This is a genomic window from Sphingomicrobium lutaoense (assembly GCF_014195685.1).
GTDB classification, from domain to species: Bacteria; Pseudomonadota; Alphaproteobacteria; order Sphingomonadales; family Sphingomonadaceae; genus Sphingomicrobium; species Sphingomicrobium lutaoense.
In genome coordinates this window covers 224,287-247,527 of record NZ_JACICF010000001.1, presented here as the reverse complement: position 1 = coordinate 247,527, position 23,241 = coordinate 224,287, and the positions used below count along the sequence as shown (strand labels likewise).

Genomic DNA, 23,241 nt, shown 5'->3' with positions numbered 1-23,241 from the left:
GATCATTAGCAGGGGGGGATACTGCAATGCCTTATCCACGCGCGCACTGGTGGGTCCTTTTCGTAATCGGCGTAATTCTGCTCGGCTTCTGGCCGAGTTACTGGCGCCCATTCACCGAGGTGCCGTGGCAGTTCCATGCGCATGGTGTGGCGGCGAGCATCTGGGTGATCTTGGTTTTCACGCAAAGTTGGACCGCGCACAATAAGCGGTTGCCGGTGCACCGGCTTTCCGGGCGAGCAAGCCTGCTGCTGTTCCCCTTCCTCATCGCGGGCCTTTTCGCGATCATCGATTTTTCGGGGAAGAATTACGTGCCGGGCGCGGTTGATGTGCGCAGTATGTTCGCGGCGCCTTTCGTCATCGGTCTGGTGGTCGCGGTCGCGGCATACGTCACGGTTTATTTTCGAGCGCTCAAATATCGCCGGAAGGTGTGGATACACTCGGGCTACATGCTGACGACTCCGATCATCCTATTCGAAAGCCCGTTCGGGCGCGTCCTGAATGGCTTCTTCCCGCCGCTGCAGATCCGCGGACCAGACGATTTTCACTTGGTGATGGACGCGATCCTCACCGGCATGGCGATCGAACTCGCCTTCATCGCCGCCATCTGGTGGCGCTATCGCGAAAAAGCGACGCCGTTCCTCGTGGCGGGCGCCTTCATCATTGCGCAGATGGTCACTATGGGGACGACTAAAGACGTCGGGTGGTTGAAGGGCGTGTTGCTGGAGATAAACGCGATGCCTTCTTGGCTGATCGTTGGCGCAGGCTTCGCGCTGGGTGTGGCAACGAGCTGGGCCGGCTGGATTGCGGGCAAGCGGCCGGTGGCGAAGGTCAGCAGCGGAGCCCAGGCTGCGACAACCTGACGCTTTGCCCTGCGGTTCACTGCGAAAAGTCACTTAGGCGCAGGAAAATGGGTTCTATCTGTGGCACCGGGAAGTTCGCTCCCGCTCCAAGCTTTTCGTGTCCCAGATCAGATAACTCATGCAGCCAATAAAGCCTGCACGGATGGCGATCTGCTGAAACGGAGCGTGCAGCGAGGATTTTGAAAGCGATCGTAAGACTGACGCGCAGAAACTAGTCCTCGGTTATCTGCCCGTCCGATACTGCCGACAAGTCTGCACGCAACGCAAAACGCACACCACTTTCTGCGAAGAGCAACTCTACTTGGCCTCGCGTGCTCGCGCGAAGCGAGCTTTCGATAAGTGTGGAGCCAAATCCTGTCCGCGACGGGGGAGTCGTTGATGGTCCTCCGCTTTCCGTCCATCTTAAGGTCAAGGTCGGAGCGCCCTCTGCGCCGTTTTTAATGCTCCAACGTATATCCACCTCGCCGCTTTCATTGGAAAGTGAACCATACTTAGCAGCGTTTGTGGCCAGCTCGTGCAAAGCCATTCCGATGCTCTGCGCTGCGGACGGTTTGAGACAGACAACTGGGCCATGCACCTTGATTCTGGTGTCAAACAAGTGGTCGAAATGACCAAGTTGCGCATGAACTAGGTCTTTTAGCTTCACGCCTTTGCGAGGGCTGTCTACGAGCAGGTCATAGCTGGCGGACAAGGCTCCGAGGCGATCTTCAAATCGCCCAATGCCATCTTCTGAACCAGGTGTGATGGTTTGTCTGGCAAGCACCTGGATAATGCTGAGTAGATTTTTGGCTCTGTGGTTCACTTCGCGCATGAGTAGTCTCTCGCGCTCCTCAGCCATCTTGCGCTCGGTAATGTCGTCAATTGACGCAAAGAATATGTTGTCAGTGCCACCGAAGTACTGAAGGCGGACGTGAACGTCGTAAAGGGAGCCGTCCTTCCGTTTATGAACTGTTTCGAACTGCAAGTACGGCAGCGCGCCGCTTTTGAGAGGCTCAACGAACTGACGAAATTGTGCCTCGCTATATTCCGGTTTGATGTCCCACGGTGTGAGAGCGTGCAATTCTGGCAGACTGTAGCCGAGATTCTCCCGCGCCCCACGGTTCACTAGCTCAAACCTGTAGGTATCGCCGTCGAATACGTACGCTTCACTGAGAGATCCATCGACTATCCTGCCCAGCCGCTCATTTGCGGATGACGCGTCAATGCGTTCAAGTTCCGAGGCCGCGCGTCCTGCGAACAACGCCAGAATATCCTGAGCGATTTTGACATTTTCAATCGGCGCGTCGCCCAGCGCTGCGAGGAGGCCGATGACCTCGCCTTCCGACGACCGCAAGGGGATGCCCACATAGCTCACCGCACCCATCTGGCTTAGCAGTTCGTCTTCCGGAAAGAGCGATTGTACGTCGGATGGATAGCAACAAGCGCCATCCCCAACGACAACAGCGCATGGAGAACCGGGCAACTCGTACGAAAGGTTTGGTGCAGATCCGTCGTGCCAAACAGCTATCGTATGTGCTTGGGTCGGCGCGTTGTTTGAAGGCCGACTAAGAAAGACCCATTGCATTCCAAGCGACTTCGCTATGCCTTCGACTAACGCTGGAAAAACTGCCTCGCCCAAAAGCTCGGCGCTCGCAGCCAGCATCTCGATTGCCGTGTCCATTGAGACTGGCCCGTGGCGTAGGTCGAGCAGCGATTTGTCCATCTCATCACCCTTCATGATCGGATTTAGGGAAAACGCGGGCCACAAGCAAAGCAAATGAAAACGCTGGGATGGCAGAACGAAAGCCGGCCGCTGCCGCCGCGACTAAAACCGTGACAGATGCGCGAATTTGGCCAAAGCCCCTCGATGCTTGGCAAAGACGAGGGCCGGCTCAGCGTGCCAATCTCCGGCGGTTCGCGGAAAAAGATGCAAGACTGACGCGCAGCGTTTGATGCTGGCGGGGTGGCAGCATTCAGTCGGGGGCTGACTGGCTGCGCGTCAGTTTCTGCGAATAGGTCGGGTTAAAGCCTCCAGTCCTTCGGTCCGTAGTCTCCCTTCGGCGTAATCCGAGCACTGGGACCCATGGTGTCGTGAATGTCCAGGTATGTGCCCTTTGCCGCATAGGGCGTCTCGTAAAGCACCTTGCGATCGTCAGGTGAAAAATGACCGTCGGTTCCGTGAATAAAGGTCTTCAATATTTCACCGGTGTCGATGTTGAGCCTATGAATGTAAACGCCTGTCGTTGACACTCCCGCTGTGAAGAGGACCGTGTTCGATGTCCGGGCAACATCGACCCAGCTGAGATCGGTATTGGACGTCCACAAAAGGTTTCCTGCGCTCTCCACACAGTCCAGGCGGCACAACTTGTACGGCACCGAGGAAGGCGAGGCCTCAAACAGCACATAGATAAAGTTGCTGCCGTCGTGGAGCCACCGGGCATGATCAAGGATTGGATTGGACACGGTTTCCATCACCGTCTGGTACCCGGTCCCATCACGCCGAACGGTGCTGATTTTCGAGCCATCAACGCAGCTCTCCGTAACGAGTAGGAGTGGGTCGCTGCTGATCGGCTGATAGTCGACCTTGGTCGCTACGCAGGATGTCGGAATCACTCTTGGCGATCCGATTAGCGATCCGTTGTCATTGTAGCTGAGCAGTTTAAGCGAGATAACGCTCCCAGCTCTCTCGACAATTGCGACCTCTCCACCCCCAGGCTTAAGATCCAGCGCTCCGATACTGGCCTTTCGAGGGGTGGTGTACAGCCTGACAGTGCCGCTTCCGTTGGGGTTCGTCAGGTAAATGGACATCGAGGATCCATCTACCTTGGTGTAAGCTATCGGAGGTCCGCCCGATTGTGCGTTGGCAGGATTAACGAGAAATGCCGCGAGAGCGGCGCAACCGAGCAACCGAAACATATGACGCCTCCACGGACGATGTTTCAAAAACCCGAAGAACCCGACTCCTTGCGGAGTCGATGAGGTTTATACACCCAGATTGTTGACCAAAATAGCAGAATCGTAATTGCGCGTGCGGGCAGGTGTGAGCTCGATTGGTAGTGATCATAGCCAAGCTTTAGCTGTCCGTCGGGACCGAGACGGCACCCAATTCACGCAATGACATCGGGACATTGGCCCTAGTCAGGCACTTTCTACGGACAACGCAATCTAGATGACTGGCCTCAAATGAATAGCGCTACGAAAGATCCGAGCTTTCAACAATTTCGGTTGCTCCACCAATTGCCGTTGCTCATCGGCTGCCCCCTGCTTTCCTAGAGCCTTTTCGAATCGTCTTGTACGCAGAAACTGCAGAATCAAGAAGCGGGTATCTCCTGCGCGCTGCCGCTCAAACGGTTTGCTAAGCTCTGCCAATCCTACTCGCGGGCATTTTTACCGCCTTGGAGGCGCTGCCTAATCGCGTTTTGGTCCAGGCCAAAGCCTTCCAATACCTTAGCCGCGAGCTGGAGACTTGCTTCGACGGTCTCTTGGACGGCTGCCGTTGCCCCCGCACGGATCAGCACCTCCGCCTGAGCCTCGTCACGCGCGCGTACGAACAGAGGAACGTGGGGCGCAACTTCCCGCATTCGGGCAGTTAGGGTCTCGGTTTGTTCCTGCTGGTCGAGTGTAATGACCAGTGCGCTTGCCCGCTTAATGTGTGCGCTGTGCAATACCTCTAGGCGAGATGCGTCTCCAAAGCGCACGGGCAGACCAGCAGATCGTCCCTCAGCCGCCACGGTAGGATCTTTGTCAATAGCCAGGCAGGCGAGACCTTCTCGTGCGAGAATGGACGCGATCATTTGCCCCACTCTTCCAAAGCCTGCAATCACGATGTGATCTTCAAGGTGCTCGGCGTGATCAGTCGTGTCTACTTGGCTTGACCAACTGCTTCCCTTGATCCTCTGGCTCAGTGTACGCGCTATAGCTGCTATGCTGGGTGTCAGGATCATGGAAAGGCTAGCGACAATCAGCATAAATTGCCCGGTTGAATCCGGGATCAGAGCGAGCGTCATTGCCAACCCCACGACAATGAACGCGAACTCGCCTGCTTGAGCGAGAAGCAGTCCGCCCTCCACTGCACGGTTTGTGGGTATACGCCAAAGCAGGAATAGCCCAATGTTTATTGCAGCCTTGATCGCTATCAAGCCAATGACCGATGCGGCAATCAAGACTGGGGAGTCTCCTAGGACTCGCCAGTCGATGCCCATCCCGACCGACATGAAGAAAAGTCCGAGCATCAGTCCTTTAAATGGCTCAATGTCGACTTCGACCTGGTGTCGATATTCGGTCTCGGCGATTAGCAAACCCGCTAAAAATGCTCCGAGCGCCATTGATAGGCCGACCATGCCCGTAGTTGCCGCTGTACCTAATGCCGTTAAGAGGATCATAGCCATGAACGCCTCGCGGCTGCCAGTCAGGGCGACGGTGCGATAAATGGGCCGAAGGATTACCCTTCCTACAAGATAGATTATCACTACCGTCAACGCGGCTTCCGATAACGCTACAACCAAGCCTCCCAGGACGCTTTGGCCCACTGATACAGTGCCGAGGACACCGACGACAAAAAGGATTGGAACAACCGCTAGATCCTGCAGTAGTAGAACTGAGAAAACCGACCGTCCGAGGGGGGTTGTCAGCCTGCCCTTTTCGATCAGCAACTGTGTGACAATAGCAGTCGAGGATAGTGCAAGACAGGAGCCCAAAACGAGTGCTGCTGAACCGGAATTCCCCCAAGCGTAGGCTACGCCTGCGATAAGTATACTCGTTGATATAACTTGCGCGCTTCCAAGGCCGAACACGAGCCTTCGCAAGGACCATAGCCGGTCGAGCGACAATTCAAGGCCAATTGCGAATAGCAGAAAGACGACGCCGATCTCGGCCAGCGCCCGAACCCCCTCCGGGTCGTCGATGACCACAACGGAGACGAGGGGAAACTTGTCGGCAAACAAACCTAGTCCAAACGGACCGATCAATCCACCGATGAGCAGATAGCCGAGTACCGCACTAAACCGCCTCTGGAGAAGAGGCACAACAAACCCGGCAATTATCAGGAAGACAATGACCTCTCGGAGGTAAGGGATATGCAATTGCGATTCCATTGCCTTGAGCATCCGAGATACCGTGTAGCTTGTCGATAGCTGCGCCTGAGGAAAATTGTGCGACAAGACCTCAGATGTTAAGTTTGGTTATTGTAGCTGGCGAACGCGGAGCGAGAATTGGCCACTAACGGAAAGATTGTCGTTGGTACCGATTTTCGCGCGGAGGCTGATCGGGCAATCGATCGAGCAGTGAAGTTAGGCGAGAAGTGGAACGCAGAAGTCGTGCTTGTGCACGCCCTTGGTCATGCGGTCACGGAGCCGCCTCCGCAAAATATTCTTGATGAGCGCATGCGTTCGGTGCTTCCCCAGCAAAATAATGGTATTAGGTTTAGATATCCACGTCAGTGTGCCGCCGATGGCGTCATCAGCGTTGCTCAGGAAGAAGACGCCCGTCTAATTGTCTTGGGCTTGGCACGGTCTCGCGGGGTGAAAGAGTTCTTGTTAGGAACCGTGGTAGAGCATGTCATCTGCCGCTCACCCGTCCCCGTGCTTGTGGCAAAAAACAGGGCAACACGATGTTACGCGAACGTCGCGTGCGCGACGGACTTTCACCCTCCTTCGCTCGAAGCGTTTAAAAAGGCCATGGGTCTGTTTGACGACGCGGATTTTCAATTAATTCACGCCTTCGAGGTGCCGTTCGAACGATGGCAAAACAGGGAAACTGCACGACATGGCGCCGCAAAATTTTACAAAGGATTGTTCGAAAAAATTCTGAATGAGCTTAGCTCAGATGCGCGAAAGCGTGTAACTACACAATTGGTGTACGGTGGCGCGGGGACGGTTCTACAAAATGATATTCTGAACAGTGGGGCTGACTTATTAGTGCTTGGCAACCAGGGAGAATCCCGACTTCGGCGGGCTATAATCGGAAGCACGGCTAACTCCTTGCTGCGAGCGTTGCCCATTGACATGCTGGTAATAGGCGAGCCGAATTGAGGTGGCGCCCTGCGACCGACCAGACGGGGATCGCTTCAATCCCTGGAATTCTGACGAATACCTTCGTGTCGAGTTTTACGCGATTAACGAGCGAGACTCGGCAACCAAACTCGCTAACATCCAACACTTTAAGGCTTTGAGGACGCGCTCCGGGTTCGCGAACCTCTGCAGTCGGCATAAATGGGCGTCTTGGCACTCTTCGATCGAGGTTCATGCAACCCAGTTTTCGTGATCAGACAGGGGGAATGTCGGATGGAGTATGGCGTTTTCCAACCTCGGAATTCGGTAAATCTGGTCGACCGCTCATTCCCACTAAGTTCATCAACAGCGACGGAACGAGCCGCCCTCCTAAGTGGGCTCGCTTCATTTATTCAGGCTCGTGGATAAGGCTACCGTCAGTCTAATGCGAACAATCCGGTGAATCGGAGCCACCCTTCATGATCAAATCTTTCAAGCGCTTTGGCGCGTGCTGGAGAAGCCGTCTTTTCTTGCCTCGACGTCTTTCAATGAGATCGGTTCATGAAACTCGACCCCGGCGCGTCCATCTCCCACCCACCGGACTTTAGCTTCAGATAACTTATGTTGGAGCAGGTCGAGTAGGACCGTGACGCCCAACATCTCCGTTGTATCGCCAACTTGATCGAGCAGCGCCCCGGTTTCCGAAATATTCCTAACCACTACCGGCTTTCGGTCTTGGTTTAAGGTCATCATTGTGCTGCGAACGAGGCTCATCCGAGGGCTGCGGCTTCGTTTTGGACCGATTGCGGGCATCTTCCTAGAGCCGGTTCTTAACTTCGGGATGATGTCAGTTATGTCCATGGCGGGCCCATAAACATATCCTTGGATGTGGCTACATCCGAGCTTTCGGATCAGTTCAATCTCATCCTGATGTTCCACGCCCTCAGCGGTTGTCTCCATATTCAGTGCCTTCGATAGCGCGACGATCGATTCAATGATCGCAGAGTTCCTGCTCCTAGGATCCACTGCACCTCTAACGAAGCTTTGGTCGATCTTGATTTTGTCGAAGGGGGTATCCTGCAAATAGGACAAACTCGAATAACCTGTCCCAAAATCGTCGAGAGCAAGCCTCACACCCAAATCTTTCAGCGCACGGAAAGTTTTTTCGGATCTGCCTTCGTTGTCGACAAAGACGCTTTCGGTGATCTCCAGCTCAAGCCGTGAAGGGTCGATCTGACTCTCGGCGATTGCGTTAGCCAGCGTAGAAAGCAATGTTGGATTCGAGAACTGAATTGCCGAGACATTTACGGCCACGCGGAGGTCTTCCGGTAACTCTGCGATAATGCGGGTCGCGCTCCTAATGACCCAATCACCGATCTGCTGGATCAGGCCGCAGTCTTCAGCAACAGGTATGAACTCGCTTGGGGCAATGTCTCCCTCGGTAGGGTGCGTCCACCGCAACAAAGCCTCAAAGCCAGTCAGCTCTTCTGATTGCGTTGCTACTATGGGCTGATACATCAGCTTGAACTGATCCGAGCTGAGAGCGGTTCTTAGGTCGTCTTCCAGCTTCTTTCGGCGCTGGGCGTTAGCCAGCATTTCGTCCTCGAAAAAGAAACAGGTTGCTCTTCCGCTAGCCTTGGCAGCGTAAAGGGCAATATCTGCGTTTCTCACAAGTGTTTCAGGGTTGCTATCCGCGTCAGCGAGAGAGATTCCGATGGAACAGCTAATGGTGATCGAATATCCGTCCACAGAGTAGGGCGCTGAAATCTCATCGATTATCTTAAATCCAAGCCGCGACAGACTTTCTCTGCTGCGGTCCTCCAGGACAAGGATTTGAAATTCGTCTCCCCCCAAGCGGCCGACAATTCCCACTTCCGCGACTGCAGAAGATAGCCTTTCGGCCACTTGGATAAGAAGTGAGTCACCCACAGGATGACCTAATGTGTCGTTCACTCCCTTGAAGCCGTCGAGATCGAGCATCATCAGAGCGCATAGAGGTTTCGTGCGTAGAGACCCGTTGAGCAACCCTGACAGGTTGTCTTGCATCTGCTGCCGGTTCGCCAGCCCTGTCAGGCTATCCGTTAACGCCAAACGCCTGATGGTCGCTTCTTGTTTGCGCGTTTTGGTTAGGTCCGTGCCGGAACCTACAAAGCCTTTAAGCTCGCCGTCGTTGTCGAACCACGGCCTCCCCGACATTGACCACCAGCTTTCGCTCAGTCCCCTAACCCCACGAACGGGGTAATTTGAGAAGGATGTGCGCGACACGATGTGGAAATTTAGGGAGCGAGAATGTTGAGCGTCGCCCTGGTCGAGACGAAAGACGCTTGCTAGTGGCTCTCCGATTGTTTTGATGCCGAACATCTCAATTTGTTCAGCAACATTCTTAGAGAGATAGGTGAGGCGCCCTTCAGCGTCTGTTTCCCAGAACCACCGATCCTCAAATTCTTCGGCATAGCTCATCAGTCGATGAGCCCGCTCGACCTCCAGAGTAGGAGTGTCAGAGAGCTTTTTCGTCCAAAATCCGGTGCGGGTACGCTGGAACTTCACGGCGACCTCTTAGTAAGCAACTTTTTACCGGATCGTTAAAGGCACTCGAAGAATGGACAGGCCAAACTAGCCTCTGATTTGCGGACTACCGTAAACGTGGGCGCGTCTACGCATATGTCATATTGGAATCTTAATCCCGCCCCCCCGCGCCTCGATTAAACACTTACCCAAAGTAGAGTGCTGGTGTGATCAGTGCTCTTCGTCTAAGTTTGGCCTCTCCGGTCTTCGATGTTCATCAACACGGCAATTGGCCTTGGAGCGATACTGAAGGCGCGCGCTCGAGATCTCGTGGGGAAATATCAGAGCACAACGTGAAATCGGCTGTGGTCACGGCGACGTCCTTTGAAGAGATCAGGACTTGGGACAAGATCGGAGACAATATCCTGGTGGGGGTTAAGCGGCCTTGCCCAAAAAATGCTCCCGCGCCACTCTTCCATTTCTTCCCTGAAGCCGAAGTCTGGCCAGACCTCAAGCAACTACAGGCGAAAATCCTAGCAGCGCTCAGGCAGGCGAATTTGCGTTCATTGTCTTGGGGTTGGCAATGGAGATTTAACTGAATATGGACGCCAGCCTTCAGCCTGCTGGCGTCCACTTCGAGCGTGGAAAGCGGACGTTTGAGGTGCCGCGGTTCTCAGCATCCAAGGCAAGCCCTGCACCAGGGGCGTGCGAGAGGCCGAGCTTTCACACTCTAGCAAGCGGGCTTGAGACGATAAACGTCGCCTTTCATTTTTTCGATCAGCACTTTGGGTTCGCCGTCTACTTGTTCTATCCAAGTAGGGTGCCTCCCCGCACTACTTCGGTAGACGTATCCGTCATCTGGCAAATTATTTGAGTTGAAATCGCATATGTAGCTGCCTTGGCTGGCTTCGTAGGCGATAACGGTGCCTTCCAATAGAGTTTCGCCTGCTCTCCACTCGCTGATTAATGGAACCGCAGTAGAGTCTCGACGGTCAGTCCAGCTTAGCAGAAAAGACTGACCATCACGCGCGACCTCCACCTCGTCCAGATCCAGCCCTTCATCCTTGACCGTAAGCAACAAGGTCTGTGCGCCAGTAGCCACATCTATCGTAACCAGCTCAAAGCCCTCGGCGCCTGGAAGATTCTTGATAGCGGCGAGCCTCGAACCATCACCAAAATAGTCGCAGGAGTCTATTACGCCGACATTATAATAAGTGAGGTTCTCGCCAGAAGCTGTCTTGATCTTCAATTCCCCGCCTGTCGTAGAATTTAGCGAGTATGCTCTAGCACCGTTAGCAGCTGTCGCGATGCAATGGACTCTGGCCGCACTATTTTCCCCGTCATGCAGCAAAGTCCGGTCAATAACGGTAATCGCACCGTCCTCGGCCATCGTATATCGGGTTTCCCACAGAGCTCTGTGCTCTTCGGTAAGCGTGCGACCTTCGTCTGGTGCATGATCCAACCCTCTGGACCGAGCGTCGCTCACGACACTTATGGTGCCTGTGGCACTAAAATCTCGATTGGCGAGAACGAGGGTCGGAGGTCTTCCCGAACGTGTGTGGACGTAAGCAGGCTCAAATGCTTCAGCCGGATCATCACCGCCTTTGCCTTTACCTCCACCACCGCCACGATCTGGGGGAGGCGCCGCCGCGACTGCGGTTGAAATCAACACGCTGGCTGCAAGAAGCGAGAACGCATACCTAGGAGTGCTTATCATGACCTGCTCCTATGTTTTCACATTCCATCCTTAGATGTTTATCGAGCGGCACTTAGTTAACAGAAATTAATGACGCCGTTAAGGACCACGTTGATGGCGAAAGGCTAATTTCGCTCTTTCCCACCCTGCAACCCACGTCCGCAATAGGCTCGTTGGCGGACATTTTGGGATAGCGCCGGCCGAATGGACATTGATGCCCAGCGCTGCAAGTGGACGGCCAGTTATCAGCCCAGTTTACAACAGGGCGCGACGGGCGCTTTGGGATTGAAGAAGTCAATCGGGCGAAAGATTGTCTAACCACTACCGGGCGAGTTAGACATCCAGCCAAACTAATCGCGGATTTCCATCGAAAATACCGGCAGGCTGGTGGAGCTAGGGGGATTCGAACCCCCGACCTCTGCAGTGCGATTGCAGCGCTCTCCCAACTGAGCTACAGCCCCGAGCCTGCCGGTGAGCGGGCTCTTTAACTCTCCTTCGGGCCGGTTGCAACGGCTTAGCGAATTTGAGCCCCGACTGGGCTTTTCCGCCCGGGATTCGCGGAACGACACTCTCCTGAAAATCGTTTCATTTCCGACGCTTGCAGGCACGGGGCCGCAAGCTTTCAGTGAGCGAGTAACAAGGAGAGACAGATCATGGCACATGACCGTTACGAACAGGATCGATCGAGGCGCGGGCAGGTTTATGGCCGGCGCGGCGAGCAATCGGCGTGGAGCCGTGAAGATGAGCGTGGCCAGTGGCGCGACCGCGACTTCGATCGCGGTTCGATGCGTCCTTCCGGCTATGATCGCGACGAGCGCGACTTCTTCGACCGCGCGTCGGACGAAGTGCGCAGCTGGTTCGGCGACGAACGCGCCCAGCAGCGCCGCGAATATGACGAGCGCATGGACCGCGAACGTGGCGAATATGGCTGGGGTCGCGATTACGACCGCGGAGCACGCGACATGGACGAAGGATATCGCCGCCCCTACACCGGCCGGCGCCAGGTCCAGCCGCCGCATGGCCGCTGGGGACGCGATGACGATCGGGCCGAGCGCTACGATTATGATCGCGGCTACACCCAGAACCGTTTCGGCCGTCCGATGACCGAGCGCGAATATACGCATCAGGACAGCGACTATTCGAACTGGCGTCGCCGCCAGATCGACGAGCTGGATCGCGACTATGCCGAGTGGCGCAGTGAAAACCGCAAGCGGTTCGACGATGAATTCACCTCGTGGCGCGAAGAGCGTCGCACCAAGCGGCAGATGCTCCGCGAGATTCCCGACCATGCCGAAGTGGTGGGCAGCGATGGCGAGCATGTCGGCACCGTCGACAAGGTGCGCGGCGACCGCATCATCATGACCCGCGACGATAGCGAAGATGGCCATCATCATTCGCTGACCTGTTCGCGGCTCGACTGCATCGAGGATGGCAAGGTGAAGCTCAACCTCACTGCCGAGGAAGCCAAGTCGATGTGGCGCGATGAAGAGCGCGACCGGGCACTGGGCGAAAGGTCGGACCAGGGCGAAGATGGTCCCCACATGCTCGAACGCAGCTTTTCCAACACCTATTGATCGGAAAACCTGATCCGCTGCCGCAAGACGGCAGCAACGAGGGCCCGGCCCGCCGCACCATGGCGGGCCGGGCCTTTCCTTTTGTCGGCCGCACCCCTAGGCCCGTAGCAAATCAAAACGGGAGAATGACGATGGCCAAGGCATGGCACCTGATGCAGCGCCCCAAGGGGCTTCCGACCCATGACGATGTCGCGCTGAAGGAAGTCGCGCTTCCCGAGCTCACCGATGGGATGATCCATGTCCGCAACCGCTGGCTGTCGGTCGATCCCTATATGCGTGCCCGGATGGACGAGAGCGAAAGCTATTTCGAATCCTTCCAGCTCGACCGACCGATGGATGGCGGCGCGGTGGGCGAAGTGGTGGCATCGAAGGCCGACGGCTTTGCTCCCGGCGACATGGTGCTGCATTTCGCAGGGTGGCGCGACGAGGCGATCATCCCCGCGCAGGGCGTGCACAAATTGCCCGAACTGGGCGTCGAGCCCTTCCATTTCCTCGCCAACCTCGGACTGACCGGCGGGACCGCTTATTTCGGGCTGATGGACGTCGCCTCGGCAAAGGAAGGCGATGTCGTGTTCGTGTCAGCCGCCGCGGGAGCGGTGGGTTCGGCGGTAGTGCAACTCGCCAAGGCCAAGGGCATGACCGTCATCGGATCGGCGGGCGGCCCCGAGAAATGCGAATTCGTGCGCTCGCTCAACGCCGATGCCTGCGTCGATTACAAGGCTGGCCCGGTGCTCAATTCGCTCAAGTCGGCGCTGAAAGAGGTCGGAACGAAGGGCATCGATGTCTATTTCGACAATGTCGGGCGCGACCATCTCGACGCGGCATTCGCGGTCGCGAAGCAGGAAGCGCGATTTGCCGAATGCGGGATGATCGACGGCTATAACCACGAAGATCCCTATGCCTATCGCTACATCATGTACATCATCGGCAAGCGGCTCCGGCTCAAGGGCTTCATCTTCACCGATTACCAGGAGCGGATGGGCGAATTCTATGCCGCGATGGCGCCGCTCATCCAGTCCGGCCAGGTGAAGAGCCGCGAGACAGTGATGGACGGGCTGGACCAGGCCTTCGATGCATTCCTCGGCCTCTTTTCGGGCGCCAATACGGGCAAGATGCTCGTCCGGCTCTAGGCCTGCTTGTCAGCCTGCATAGTTGCAGGCGGCGGGATTACCCGTCGACAGGCCGCGGCGAAGCGCTTCCATGCGCTGGGCGGCCGAACCGTGCGTGAAGCTTTCGGGGACCACGCGGCCCTGCGACTGGCGCTGGAGCGTGTCGTCGCCGATCGCTTCGGCGGCGCGCATGCCTTCTTCGAGGTCGCCGGGTTCCATCGCGCCCGTCTGCGCGGCCCAGACGCCCGCATAGCAATCGGCCTGCAGTTCGACGCCGACCTGGAGCTGGTTGCCACGGCTCTGGCTGACGCGCTGCTGCTGGCGCTGGACGTTGCCAAGCGTGCCTTCGAGATTCTGGACATGATGGCCGACTTCATGTGCGATCACGTAGCGCGCGGCAAAATCGCCGGGAGCGCCGAAGCGGGTCGAAAGCTGCTGGAAGAATTCGGGGTCGATGTAGATCGACTGGTCGCCCGGGCAGTAGAAGGGTCCCATCACGGCCTGGCCATAGCCGCAGGCGGTCTGAGTGCCGCTGGTATAGGCGATGAGCTTGGGCTCGCGATATTGCGCGCCGGCCTGCGAGAAGAGATCGCCCCAGATGTCGTCGGTGGATTCAAGCGTACCGCGCAGCAGGGCAAGTTCCTCGGCGCTTAGGGTGGATTCGCTGGCGCTCGAGGCCGACTGGCTGGTCGAGCCGCCCGTCAGCCCGCCGAGGCCGCCCGAAAGCATGCAATAGCCGAGCCCGAGAATGAGGACGCCGACGATCCCGAACTTGTTGAAGATGAAGCGGGCGAGAAGCGCGAAGAGCCCCGCCGACATGCCGCCGCCCAAACCGCCGCCGCGCTGACCCGTCCGGTCGATGAAATTGCCGCTGTTCCGATCTCCGAGGCGCATGCCGATCTCCAATGTTGCTGTCGCCACAATGCACCGGAGAGGCGAACGGTTGCAATCGGGCCAAGGCCGCGCAACAGATCGGGGCAAAGGAGACAGGGATGAAATTGCAGGGCAAGACCGCATTGGTCACCGGATCGACATCGGGGATCGGGCTGGCGATCGCCCGCGTCTTTGCCGCCGAGGGCGCCGCGATCATGATCAACGGTTTCGGCGATGCCGACGAAATCGAGGAGACCCGCCGCTCGCTTGCCGAGGCATCGGGAGCACAAGCGGTGCATGACGGTGCCGACCTGTCGGATCCCGAGGCGATCGAGGCGATGGTCGAGCGGTGCCGCGAAACGCTGGGGGCGCCCGACATTCTCGTCAACAATGCGGGCATCCAGCATGTCGCGCCCGTCGACGATTTTCCGGTCGAGAAATGGGATGCGATCATGGCGATTAACCTCAGCGCCGTCTTCCACACCAGCCGCCTCGTCATCCCCGCGATGAAGGAGCGCGGATGGGGGCGGATCATCAATACCGCCTCGGCGCACAGCCTCGTCGCCAGTCCCAACAAATCGGCCTATGTCGCGGCCAAGCATGGCGTGGCAGGCTTCACCAAGACCGTTGCGCTGGAAACCGCCGAAAAGGGCATCACGGTCAATTGCATTTCGCCCGGCTATGTCTGGACGCCGCTGGTCGAGAAGCAGATTCCCGACACGATGAAGGCGCGCGGGATGAGCCGCGAAGAGGTAATGAACGAGGTGCTGTTGAAGGCCCAGCCCACCAAGCGCTTCGTCACCGTCGAGGAAGTCGCGGCGCTGGCGCTGTTCCTTGCCGGCGAGGAAGCGGCGTCGATTACCGGAGCCAATCTGAGCATGGACGGCGGCTGGACCGCGCAATGAGGCTTGCGGGCGCGAACGATGCGCCTAAGCTGCGGGCTATGCGTATCCTGCTTCCGCTCTGTGCCCTTCTCCTGCTCACGGGCTGCAACAGCCTGCCGGGCAAGACCTTTGTCGACACGTTGGAAACGCGCGACTGGCGGCAGGTCGCCACCGCCGACGACCGCGAGCGCTTGCGCGGATGGCGGGCGACCTTCGAACAGGCGCTTCGCGAGGCGCGCGAGGCGGGTCATGGTGGGCAATTGCAGGCATTGGGGGCGCTGGCCGATCCCGATGCGGCGCTCCCCTTCACTGCAGCACCCAACGGGCGCTACCGCTGCCGGATCGTCAAACTCGGAAGCCCGCGCGGCGGTCTTGCCTATGTCGATTATCCGGCCTTCGAATGCCGCATTCGCGCCGAACGTGACCTGCAGGGGCTGGCCAAGCTGACCGGGTCGCAGCGTCCGATCGGGCTGCTCTTTCCCGACGACGATCTTCGCCAGGTCTTCCTGGGCACGCTGGTGCTCGGCGATGAAACCCGGGCGATGCGTTATGGCGCCGATCCGCAGCGCGACATGATCGGCGCCCTTCAGCAGCATGCGCCGGGACGCTGGCGGCTGGTTCTTCCGCGCCCCCATTTCGAATCCACCCTCGACCTTATCGAACTCGTCCCAGTGGGAGACTGACCTGATGCGTATTGCGACACTGGCGCTGGCCGCCGCACTTCTTGCCTCGCCGGTCCAGGCGCAGGACGTCCGCGAAGCGGTGCAGGGCGACATGCCCGGGCTTCTCGAGCTTTATCGCGACCTTCATGCGCATCCCGAGCTTTCGGGACGGGAATATGAGACCGCCAAGAAGCTGGCCGCCCGGGCGCGGGCGCTGGGCTTCGAGGTGACCGAGGGTGTCGGCGGGACGGGCGTGGTCGCGGTGCTCGAGAACGGGCCGGGTCCGGTGCTGATGATCCGGGCCGACATGGACGGCTTGCCGGTGGTCGAGCAGACGGGGCTGGAATATGCCTCCAAGGTGGTCACCACGGCCCCTGCGTCCGGGGTCGAAACGGGCGTCATGCATGCCTGCGGTCACGACACCCACATGACGAGCTGGGTCGGCACCGCGACGCAGCTGGTCGAGCGCAGGAACGACTGGTCGGGCACGCTGGTGATGATCCTCCAGCCCGCCGAGGAAACCGGAGAAGGCGCCAAGGCGATGCTCGACGACGGGCTGTACGAGCGCTTTCCCAAGCCCACCCATGCGATCGCCTTTCATGATGCCGCGACGGGTCCGGCGGGGATGATCGGCATTTCGCCCGGCTATGCGCTGGCCAATGTCGATAGCGTCGACATCATCGTGAAGGGGCTGGGCGGGCATGGCGCCTATCCGCACACCACCAAGGACCCGATCGTCATCGCAAGCCGGATCGTCACCACCCTGCAGACCGTGGTGGCGCGCGAAATCGACCCGCAATCGCCCGCGGTGATCACCGTCGGCAGCTTTCATGCGGGCGCGAAGCATAATATCGTTCCCGACGAAGCACAGCTTCTCCTAACGGTGCGCAGCTATACGCCCGAGGTTCGCCAGCATCTTCTCGCCGCCATCCGCCGCATCACCAATGCCGAGGCGATGGCCGCGGGGGTTCCCGAGGACCGGATGCCCGAAATCATCATCCGCGACGATGAATTCACGCCCTCGACCTACAACACCCCTGCCCTGTCGAACCGCGCATTGACGCTGTTCCGCGAACGGTTCGGCGAGGACCGGGTGCGCGAGGCGCGTCCGGTCATGGGAGGCGAGGATTTCTCGCGCTACTGGCTGGCCGACAAGGACATCGAGAGCCTCATCTTCTGGGTCGGCGGCCAGCCGCTCGACAAATGGGCCGAGGCCAATGGCGATGCGAGCAAGCTGCCGTCGCTGCACAGTCCCTTCTGGGCGCCCGACGCCAATGCGGTGATCGGCACCGCGACCGAGGCGATGACGCTGCTGGCGCTCGACATTTTGGACAGGAAATAGGGGCGGCTATCTGCGCGCCAGTTCGGCGGCGCGCTGCGTCAGCGAAAGTTCGCGCAGCATCGCATCCACTTGCTCGCCCAGTTCGGGGAGGAAGGAAATCTGGTGGCGCGCGCCGCGATAGGATTCGACCATCAGGATCGCCTCGATCAGGATCGGGACGACATAATCCTCGGCATCCTCGATCTCCGCGAGCCCCTGCAGGCGCTCAAGCACCTTTTGCCTCGCGCCTTCGGGGTCGTTCATGATCGACGCCCTGCCCAATAACCAACCCATGGCCAAACTCCCGCCCTCGATAGGAAGCCAGTCTAGCCGCCCCTGCCCCCCAAGCGGAATATCGGCAGGACGCGGCCACTGCCCGCTTGGCCGTAACCCGGCCGTTAACCATGATAGCGCGCCACCAAATTAATGGGCTGTCCTAGCGCGGCGTTCACTTTTCCTTTGTAAAGTTTTGCGACACGAGGCCCATGTCGGACGATTTTACAGTGAGGCCGTAAAGCCATGGGCGATTTCGCCATCGCTTTCTGGAGCCATGCGTTGGCCGCCACCCTGTTCGTGGGGCTGGCGGGCTGGCAGCTGACGCGCGGAGTTCGCAGCCGCGGACAACAGCTGCTTCTCGCCGCCTTCGCGATGACCGCGCTTTGGGCATGGCTCGAGGCGGTGTTGCCGATGGCGCATCTGACCGCGACCGCCGAAACTGCGCGCAACCTCGTCTGGGTGATGCTGCTCTACAATCTCGCATTGGGTGCGGACGAGCGGGAGCGGCAGCATGGGGTGCGCCTCGTCTTTGCGTCGGTCGCAGCGGTGCTGGGGCTCCAGATGGTCGTCAACATCCTGCCGCTGGTCACCGGAAATGGCGGCGAAGCCGTGACGGTCACGCTGACCGGGACACTGCTGCACATGACCGCGGCGGCGGGCGCGCTCATCCTCGTGCACAATGTCTATGGACAGGCCGCCCCTGCCAGCCGTCCCGCGATCCGATATCTGGTCGCGGCGTTGGCGGCGGTATGGGCCTATGACCTCAACCTCTACACCATGGCCTATTTCGAGCGCGAGATCGCGGCGGGCCTCTCGGATTGGCGCGGGGTTGCCATTTCGCTGACGGTTCCGCTGTTCGCGTCGAGCGCGCGGCCCGGCGACCAATGGCGGATCCGCCTGTCGCGCGCGGCGACCTTCCAGTCGCTCTCGCTTATCGGCATCAGCGCCTATCTGGCCTCGATGGCGATCCTTGCCACCGCGCTTCGCGAAAATGCCCAGTCGGACTGGCTCGGCAAGGTGTCGGTTGCCTTGCTTGCAGCGCTGACCATGATCGCGGTCTTCATGCTCGCCACGCCGCGCTTCCGAGCCTGGGCCAAGGTCAAGATCGCCAAGCATTTCTTCGAGCATCGCTACGACTATCGTTCCGAATGGCTGCGTTTCACCGCGACGCTGGGCGCCGAGGGCGCATCGCCCATGGGCGAGCGGGTCATCAAGGCCTTTGCCGACATGACCGACAGCCCCGGCGGCTTGTTGCTGGCGCTCGACGAGCAGGACCAATTGTCGCGCGTCTCGGCGTGGAACTGGCCGGGCGCCCTGCTCCCGCCCGCCGAAGCCGAAAGCAAGACGGGAAGCGATTTCTGGAATTCCATCGCGGTCGAGGGGCGCATTCTCGAACTCGACGGCCTGCGGCGCGGCTGGGGACAACCGGCCGACCTTGCCCTGCCGGTTCCGCATTGGCTGCTCCGACAGGACGAGGCATGGATCGGCATTCCCTTGCAGCATAACGGACTGCTCGTCGGCCTCGTCATCCTTGCCGCGCCAGATTACCGGCGCGCGCTCGACTGGGAGGATTTCGACCTGATGAAGACCGCCGGTCGGCAGGCGGCGTCGAACCTTGCCGAGGCGCTGGGGCAGGAAGCGCTCGCCAAGGCGCAGCGGTTCGAGGAGTTCAACCGCCGCTTCGCCTTCATCATGCACGACATCAAGAATCTGGTGAGCCAATTGTCGCTTCTCTCGCGCAATGCCGAGAAACATGCCGACAATCCGGATTTCCGCGCCGACATGGTGGCGACGCTGAAAAGCTCGGTGGGCAAGATGAACGACCTTCTTTCCCGTCTCAGCCCGCAGACCGCGTCGCGCGAAGGCCGGGCCGAGGCGACGCCGCTGCGGGACATCATCGCCTTCGCGATCGCTTCGAAGCGGCGCGACCATGACGTGCGGCTCGTGGGCGATGCGAGCCTGTGGGCAATCGCCGATCCCGCAGGGCTCGAGCAGGCAGTGGGCCATCTGCTCCAGAACGCCATCGATGCCAGCCCCGCCGACAAGCCCGTTTCGGTGCATGTCGGACAGGACGGTCGGGGCGTGCGCATCGTCATTGCCGACGAAGGCCATGGCATGGACGCCGATTTCGTGCGGTCGCGCCTGTTCGAGCCTTTCGCCTCCACCAAGGACGGCGGGTTCGGCATCGGGGCCTTCGAGGCCCGTTCGCTGATCGCCGCGATGGGCGGAAGGCTGTCGGTCGACAGCGCGCCTGGCTGCGGCACCCGTTTCACCATCCATCTCGCTGGCGCCGATACGGCGGAAAAAAGGAAGATCGCATGAGCAAGAACGACCTGCGCCCCCTGCTCGTCGTCGAGGATGACGAAGGCCTGCAGCGCCAGCTCAAATGGGCCTATGAAGGCTATGAGGTGGTGGTCGCCGGGACGCGCAAGGAGGCCATCGACCTGTTGCGCCTGCACGAGCCCGCGGTGGTGACGCTCGACCTCGGCCTGCCGCCCGATCCCGACGGGACCAGCGAGGGTTTTGCCACCCTGCAGGAAATCCTCGCCCTCAAGCCCGATACCAAGGTGATCGTCGCTTCGGGCCATGGCGCCCGGGAAAGCGCGCTCAAGGCGATCGCGTTGGGTGCCTATGACTTCTATCGCAAGCCCGTCGATATCGACGATCTCGGCCTGATCGTCGACCGCGCCTTCCACCTTCATGACATCGAAGCCGAGAACCGCCGCCTCGAACAGGAAGCGGGCGACAGCCAGACGGTGCTGGGCTCGATCGTGTCGGCCAGCCCCGAGATGATGAAGGTCGCGCATACGATCGAGCGGGTGGCCTCGGCCGATGTCTCGGTGATGCTGCTGGGGGCCAGCGGAACCGGCAAGGAATTGCTGGCACGCGCGGTGCACGGCCAGAGCCCGCGCAAGGACGGGGCATTCGTCGCGATCAACTGCGCCGCCATTCCCGAGAACCTGCTCGAGGCCGAACTATTCGGTTACGAGCGGGGTGCCTTTACCGGCGCGGTCAAGACCACCGAAGGCAAGATCGAGATGGCGCAGGGCGGGACGCTGTTCCTCGATGAAGTGGGCGACATTCCCCTGCCCTTGCAGGTCAAGCTGTTGCGTTTTCTCCAGGAGCGGGTGATCGAGCGGATCGGGGGAAGAAAGCCGATCAACGTCGATACGCGGATCGTCTGCGCGACTCACCAGGACCTCGACAGCATGACTGCCGACGGCTCGTTCCGCGAAGATCTCTACTACCGCCTTGCCGAGATCGTCGTTCCCATTCCGCCCCTGGCGCAGCGGACCGGCGATGCGGTGCTGCTCGCACGCTATTTCGTGACCAAATATGCCAAGGACCTCGGACGCAGCGTAAGCGGGCTCGCCCCCGACGCGGTCGAGGCAATCGACGAATATGGCTGGCCCGGCAATGTGCGCGAACTCGAAAACCGGGTGAAGCGCGCAGTCATCATGGCCGATCGCAAGCTGGTCACCGCCGCCGACCTCGACCTCCAGGCGGGGGCCGACAGCGAGGGTGCGTCACCGATCAACCTGCGCGCCGCGCGCGAAATCGCCGACCGCAAGGCAATCCGCCAGGCGTTGAGCCGCACCGAGAACAATATCTCGGGCGCGGCCAAGCTGCTCGGCATCTCGCGTCCGACGCTCTACGACCTGTTGAAGCAGTATAAGCTGAGCGCCTGATCAGCCCAGCGCTTCAGCCATTTCTGCGACTTCGAGCCAGCGTTCCTCTGCGGCTTCCTTTTCGGCCCGCTTGTCTTCGAGCGCCTTGGTGAGCGCAGCGAAGCGGTCGGGGTCGCTGGTGAAGAGGTCGGGATCGGCCAGTTCGGTCTCGGCGCTGGCGATCTCCTCTTCGAGCCGTGCGATCTCGGCGGGGAGGCGATCCAGATCGCGCTGGTCCTTGTAGCTGAGCTTGCGGGGCGCGGTGCTGGGCGCTTCTTCCTTTTTCGTTTGCGGCCTGGCCTTCTTGGCCGTGGCCGAGCGGTCCTTGCGGCGGCTCGCCCAATCCTCATAGCCGCCGGCCACGATATCGACCGTTCCCGACCCGTCGAGGCCGAGCGTCACCGTCACCGTGCGGTCGAGAAAATCGCGGTCGTGGCTGACGAGCAGCACCGTGCCTTCATAGTCGGCGATGACTTCCTGGAGGAGATCGAGCGTCTCCATGTCGAGATCATTGGTGGGCTCGTCTAGAACGAGTAGATTGCTTTCGCGCGCGAATTCGCGGGCCAGCAGCAGGCGGTGCCGTTCGCCGCCCGACAAGGTGCCAATCAGCGCGTCCGACAGGCCCGGATCGAACAGGAATTCCTTGAGATAGCCCTTGATATGCTTCTTCGCGCCGCGGACCTCGATCCATTCGCCGCCTTCGGCGAGGACGTCGCGGACCTTCTTCTTCGGATCGAGCAGCTTTCGCTGCTGGTCGATGACGATGCCCGAGAGCGTTTTCGCACGGATGATCGTGCCTTCATCGGGTTCGAGTTCGCCCGTCAGCAATCGAAGCAAAGTGGTCTTGCCCGCACCATTGGCCCCGACGATGCCGATGCGGTCGCCGCGCTGCACGCGCAGGGTAAAATCTCTGATGATCGTGCGGTCGCCATAGGATTTGCCTACTCCTTCGGCGTCGATCACCGTCTTGGTCTTCACATCGTCCTTGGCGAGACCGAGTGAGGCCTTTCCCACCGCGCCGATCATCGCGGCGCGCTGTTGGCGCAATTCCTCGAGCTTGCGCAGGCGGCCCTGGTTGCGCTTGCGCCGCGCGGTCACGCCGCGGTGGAGCCAGTGCAGTTCCTGCTTGAGCTTTGCATCGAGCTTTTCGGCGGCGCGCTCTTCTTCGGCGAGCACGTCCTCGGTCCATTTGTCGAAGCCGCCGAAGCCGATTTCGGCGCGGCGCAGCGTCTTGCGGTCGATCCACAGGCAGCTTCGGGTCAGTCGCTTGAGGAAGGTCCGGTCGTGGCTGATGGTGATGAAGGCGCCCTTGTAGCGGCCCAGCCATTCCTCGAGCCAGTCGATCGCCGCGAGATCGAGATGGTTGGTGGGTTCGTCGAGAAGCAGCAGATCGGCATCGCTGGCCAGCGCCCTGGCGAGCGCGGCGCGGCGACGCTCCCCCCCGCTGGCGGTAGCGGTGCAGGTTTCAAGGTCGATGCCCATCTGGTCGGCGATCGCCTCGATCGCATGGAGCGGTGGGGCCTTTTCCCCATGCGCCGCCCACTGCCCGAGCGTCGCAAAACCCTTCATGTCGGGATCCTGCTCGAGCGTGACGATATTGATGCCGGGCATCACGGTGCGCCGGCCCTTGTCCAGCTCCAGTTCACCCTGGAGCATGCGAAAGAGCGTGGTTTTTCCCGCGCCGTTGCGGCCGATGAGCGCGAGACGGTCGCGCGGGCCGATATGAAGGTCGAGGCCCTCGAAGAGCCAGCCGTCGCCATGATGGAGGCTGACGTCCTCCAGGGAGAGAATGGGTGGTGCCATGGGGCTGGCCCCTAGCCAATCGTTGCCCATTCGTCACGCCTTGC

17 protein-coding genes and 1 tRNA gene are annotated in these 23,241 nt (G+C 59.7%); 9 read left to right on the top strand and 9 right to left on the bottom strand.

Annotated features, from left to right (window positions below):
• Positions 1-26: 26 nt before the first annotated feature.
• The gene (locus FHS50_RS01195) at positions 27-860 is read left to right on the top strand and encodes a hypothetical protein (protein WP_183932524.1); all 834 of its coding nucleotides are present in this window, start codon (positions 27-29) and stop codon (positions 858-860) included.
• Between the two features lie 211 nt (positions 861-1,071).
• On the opposite strand, the gene FHS50_RS01190 is transcribed toward FHS50_RS01195, so the two are convergent.
• The 3 genes from FHS50_RS01190 to FHS50_RS01180 all read right to left on the bottom strand — a co-directional run bounded on the left by FHS50_RS01190 (position 1,072) and on the right by FHS50_RS01180 (position 5,944).
• Positions 1,072-2,562 carry an HWE histidine kinase domain-containing protein gene (locus tag FHS50_RS01190; RefSeq protein ID WP_183932523.1) on the bottom strand — a complete coding sequence of 497 codons (1,491 nt, stop codon included), beginning with the start codon at positions 2,560-2,562 and terminating at the stop codon, positions 1,072-1,074.
• Between the two features lie 299 nt (positions 2,563-2,861).
• Positions 2,862-3,647, bottom strand: a complete 786-nt coding sequence (locus FHS50_RS01185; protein WP_183932522.1) for a hypothetical protein — start codon at positions 3,645-3,647, stop codon at positions 2,862-2,864.
• Between the two features lie 563 nt (positions 3,648-4,210).
• Positions 4,211-5,944 (bottom strand): cation:proton antiporter domain-containing protein, encoded by a 1,734-nt coding sequence (locus tag FHS50_RS01180; RefSeq protein WP_183932521.1) that lies wholly within the window; start codon positions 5,942-5,944, stop codon positions 4,211-4,213.
• Between the two features lie 105 nt (positions 5,945-6,049).
• Here FHS50_RS01180 and FHS50_RS01175 point away from each other — a divergent pair, with 105 nt between their 5' ends.
• Positions 6,050-6,868: a universal stress protein gene (locus FHS50_RS01175; protein ID WP_183932520.1), complete on the top strand. Its 819-nt coding sequence runs from the start codon at positions 6,050-6,052 to the stop codon at positions 6,866-6,868.
• Between the two features lie 450 nt (positions 6,869-7,318).
• On the opposite strand, the gene FHS50_RS01170 is transcribed toward FHS50_RS01175, so the two are convergent.
• The 3 genes from FHS50_RS01170 to FHS50_RS01160 form a co-directional block, all read right to left on the bottom strand.
• Positions 7,319-9,373 (bottom strand): putative bifunctional diguanylate cyclase/phosphodiesterase, encoded by a 2,055-nt coding sequence (locus tag FHS50_RS01170; protein WP_183932519.1) that lies wholly within the window; start codon positions 9,371-9,373, stop codon positions 7,319-7,321.
• A 688-nt stretch (positions 9,374-10,061) separates the two neighbouring features.
• The gene (locus FHS50_RS01165) at positions 10,062-10,721 is read right to left on the bottom strand and encodes a hypothetical protein (RefSeq protein ID WP_183932518.1); all 660 of its coding nucleotides are present in this window, start codon (positions 10,719-10,721) and stop codon (positions 10,062-10,064) included.
• Between the two features lie 691 nt (positions 10,722-11,412).
• Positions 11,413-11,488 (bottom strand) — tRNA-Ala (locus FHS50_RS01160).
• 192 nt (positions 11,489-11,680) lie between these two features.
• Between FHS50_RS01160 and FHS50_RS01155 the strand changes: the two genes are divergently transcribed.
• Entirely contained in the window at positions 11,681-12,601 is a 921-nt protein-coding gene (locus FHS50_RS01155; protein ID WP_183932517.1) for a DUF2171 domain-containing protein, read from the top strand.
• Positions 12,602-12,732: 131 nt separating this feature from the next.
• The gene (locus tag FHS50_RS01150) at positions 12,733-13,731 is read left to right on the top strand and encodes an NADP-dependent oxidoreductase (protein ID WP_183933837.1); all 999 of its coding nucleotides are present in this window, start codon (positions 12,733-12,735) and stop codon (positions 13,729-13,731) included.
• A 9-nt stretch (positions 13,732-13,740) separates the two neighbouring features.
• Here FHS50_RS01150 and ypfJ read toward each other — a convergent pair whose 3' ends face one another.
• Positions 13,741-14,604 carry a KPN_02809 family neutral zinc metallopeptidase gene (gene ypfJ, locus FHS50_RS01145; protein ID WP_183932516.1) on the bottom strand — a complete coding sequence of 288 codons (864 nt, stop codon included), beginning with the start codon at positions 14,602-14,604 and terminating at the stop codon, positions 13,741-13,743.
• Between the two features lie 98 nt (positions 14,605-14,702).
• Between ypfJ and FHS50_RS01140 the strand changes: the two genes are divergently transcribed.
• Genes FHS50_RS01140 through FHS50_RS01130 form a run of 3 tightly spaced genes read left to right on the top strand, consistent with a single transcriptional unit; the run spans position 14,703 to position 17,471 of the window.
• Entirely contained in the window at positions 14,703-15,488 is a 786-nt protein-coding gene (locus FHS50_RS01140; RefSeq protein WP_183932515.1) for a 3-hydroxybutyrate dehydrogenase, read from the top strand.
• 38 nt (positions 15,489-15,526) lie between these two features.
• A complete protein-coding gene (locus tag FHS50_RS01135) occupies positions 15,527-16,150 on the top strand; it encodes a DUF4893 domain-containing protein (protein ID WP_183932514.1) in 624 nt (207 codons plus the stop codon).
• Positions 16,151-16,154: 4 nt separating this feature from the next.
• Positions 16,155-17,471: an amidohydrolase gene (locus FHS50_RS01130; protein WP_183932513.1), complete on the top strand. Its 1,317-nt coding sequence runs from the start codon at positions 16,155-16,157 to the stop codon at positions 17,469-17,471.
• A 6-nt stretch (positions 17,472-17,477) separates the two neighbouring features.
• On the opposite strand, the gene FHS50_RS01125 is transcribed toward FHS50_RS01130, so the two are convergent.
• Entirely contained in the window at positions 17,478-17,714 is a 237-nt protein-coding gene (locus FHS50_RS01125; RefSeq protein WP_183932512.1) for a hypothetical protein, read from the bottom strand.
• 255 nt (positions 17,715-17,969) lie between these two features.
• Between FHS50_RS01125 and prsK the strand changes: the two genes are divergently transcribed.
• A complete protein-coding gene (gene prsK, locus FHS50_RS01120) occupies positions 17,970-20,048 on the top strand; it encodes an XrtA/PEP-CTERM system histidine kinase PrsK (protein WP_183932511.1) in 2,079 nt (692 codons plus the stop codon).
• The gene (prsR, locus tag FHS50_RS01115) at positions 20,045-21,415 is read left to right on the top strand and encodes a PEP-CTERM-box response regulator transcription factor (protein ID WP_183932510.1); all 1,371 of its coding nucleotides are present in this window, start codon (positions 20,045-20,047) and stop codon (positions 21,413-21,415) included. Before prsK ends, prsR begins: the two co-directional genes overlap by 4 nt.
• Here prsR and FHS50_RS01110 read toward each other — a convergent pair whose 3' ends face one another.
• The gene (locus FHS50_RS01110) at positions 21,416-23,197 is read right to left on the bottom strand and encodes an ATP-binding cassette domain-containing protein (RefSeq protein ID WP_183932509.1); all 1,782 of its coding nucleotides are present in this window, start codon (positions 23,195-23,197) and stop codon (positions 21,416-21,418) included. It lies immediately after the preceding gene.
• Positions 23,198-23,241 lie beyond the last annotated feature (44 nt).

Bases quoted from the DNA above. Each gene is read 5' to 3' on its own strand.
- FHS50_RS01140 (WP_183932515.1), top strand. From the start codon at position 14,703: ATGAAATTGCAGGGCAAGACCGCATTGGTCACCGGATCGACATCGGGG.
- FHS50_RS01155 (WP_183932517.1), top strand. From the start codon at position 11,681: ATGGCACATGACCGTTACGAACAGGATCGATCGAGGCGCGGGCAGGTT.
- FHS50_RS01190 (WP_183932523.1), bottom strand. From the start codon at position 2,562: ATGGACAAATCGCTGCTCGACCTACGCCACGGGCCAGTCTCAATGGAC.
- FHS50_RS01195 (WP_183932524.1), top strand. From the start codon at position 27: ATGCCTTATCCACGCGCGCACTGGTGGGTCCTTTTCGTAATCGGCGTA.
- FHS50_RS01135 (WP_183932514.1), top strand. From the start codon at position 15,527: ATGCGTATCCTGCTTCCGCTCTGTGCCCTTCTCCTGCTCACGGGCTGC.
- FHS50_RS01165 (WP_183932518.1), bottom strand. From the start codon at position 10,721: ATGGCCGAGGACGGTGCGATTACCGTTATTGACCGGACTTTGCTGCAT.
- FHS50_RS01150 (WP_183933837.1), top strand. From the start codon at position 12,733: ATGGCCAAGGCATGGCACCTGATGCAGCGCCCCAAGGGGCTTCCGACC.
- FHS50_RS01180 (WP_183932521.1), bottom strand. From the start codon at position 5,944: ATGCTCAAGGCAATGGAATCGCAATTGCATATCCCTTACCTCCGAGAG.
- prsK (WP_183932511.1), top strand. From the start codon at position 17,970: ATGGGCGATTTCGCCATCGCTTTCTGGAGCCATGCGTTGGCCGCCACC.
- FHS50_RS01125 (WP_183932512.1), bottom strand. From the start codon at position 17,714: ATGAACGACCCCGAAGGCGCGAGGCAAAAGGTGCTTGAGCGCCTGCAG.
- FHS50_RS01130 (WP_183932513.1), top strand. From the start codon at position 16,155: ATGCGTATTGCGACACTGGCGCTGGCCGCCGCACTTCTTGCCTCGCCG.
- ypfJ (WP_183932516.1), bottom strand. From the start codon at position 14,604: ATGCGCCTCGGAGATCGGAACAGCGGCAATTTCATCGACCGGACGGGT.
- prsR (WP_183932510.1), top strand. From the start codon at position 20,045: ATGAGCAAGAACGACCTGCGCCCCCTGCTCGTCGTCGAGGATGACGAA.
- FHS50_RS01185 (WP_183932522.1), bottom strand. From the start codon at position 3,647: ATGTCCATTTACCTGACGAACCCCAACGGAAGCGGCACTGTCAGGCTG.
- FHS50_RS01110 (WP_183932509.1), bottom strand. From the start codon at position 23,197: ATGGCACCACCCATTCTCTCCCTGGAGGACGTCAGCCTCCATCATGGC.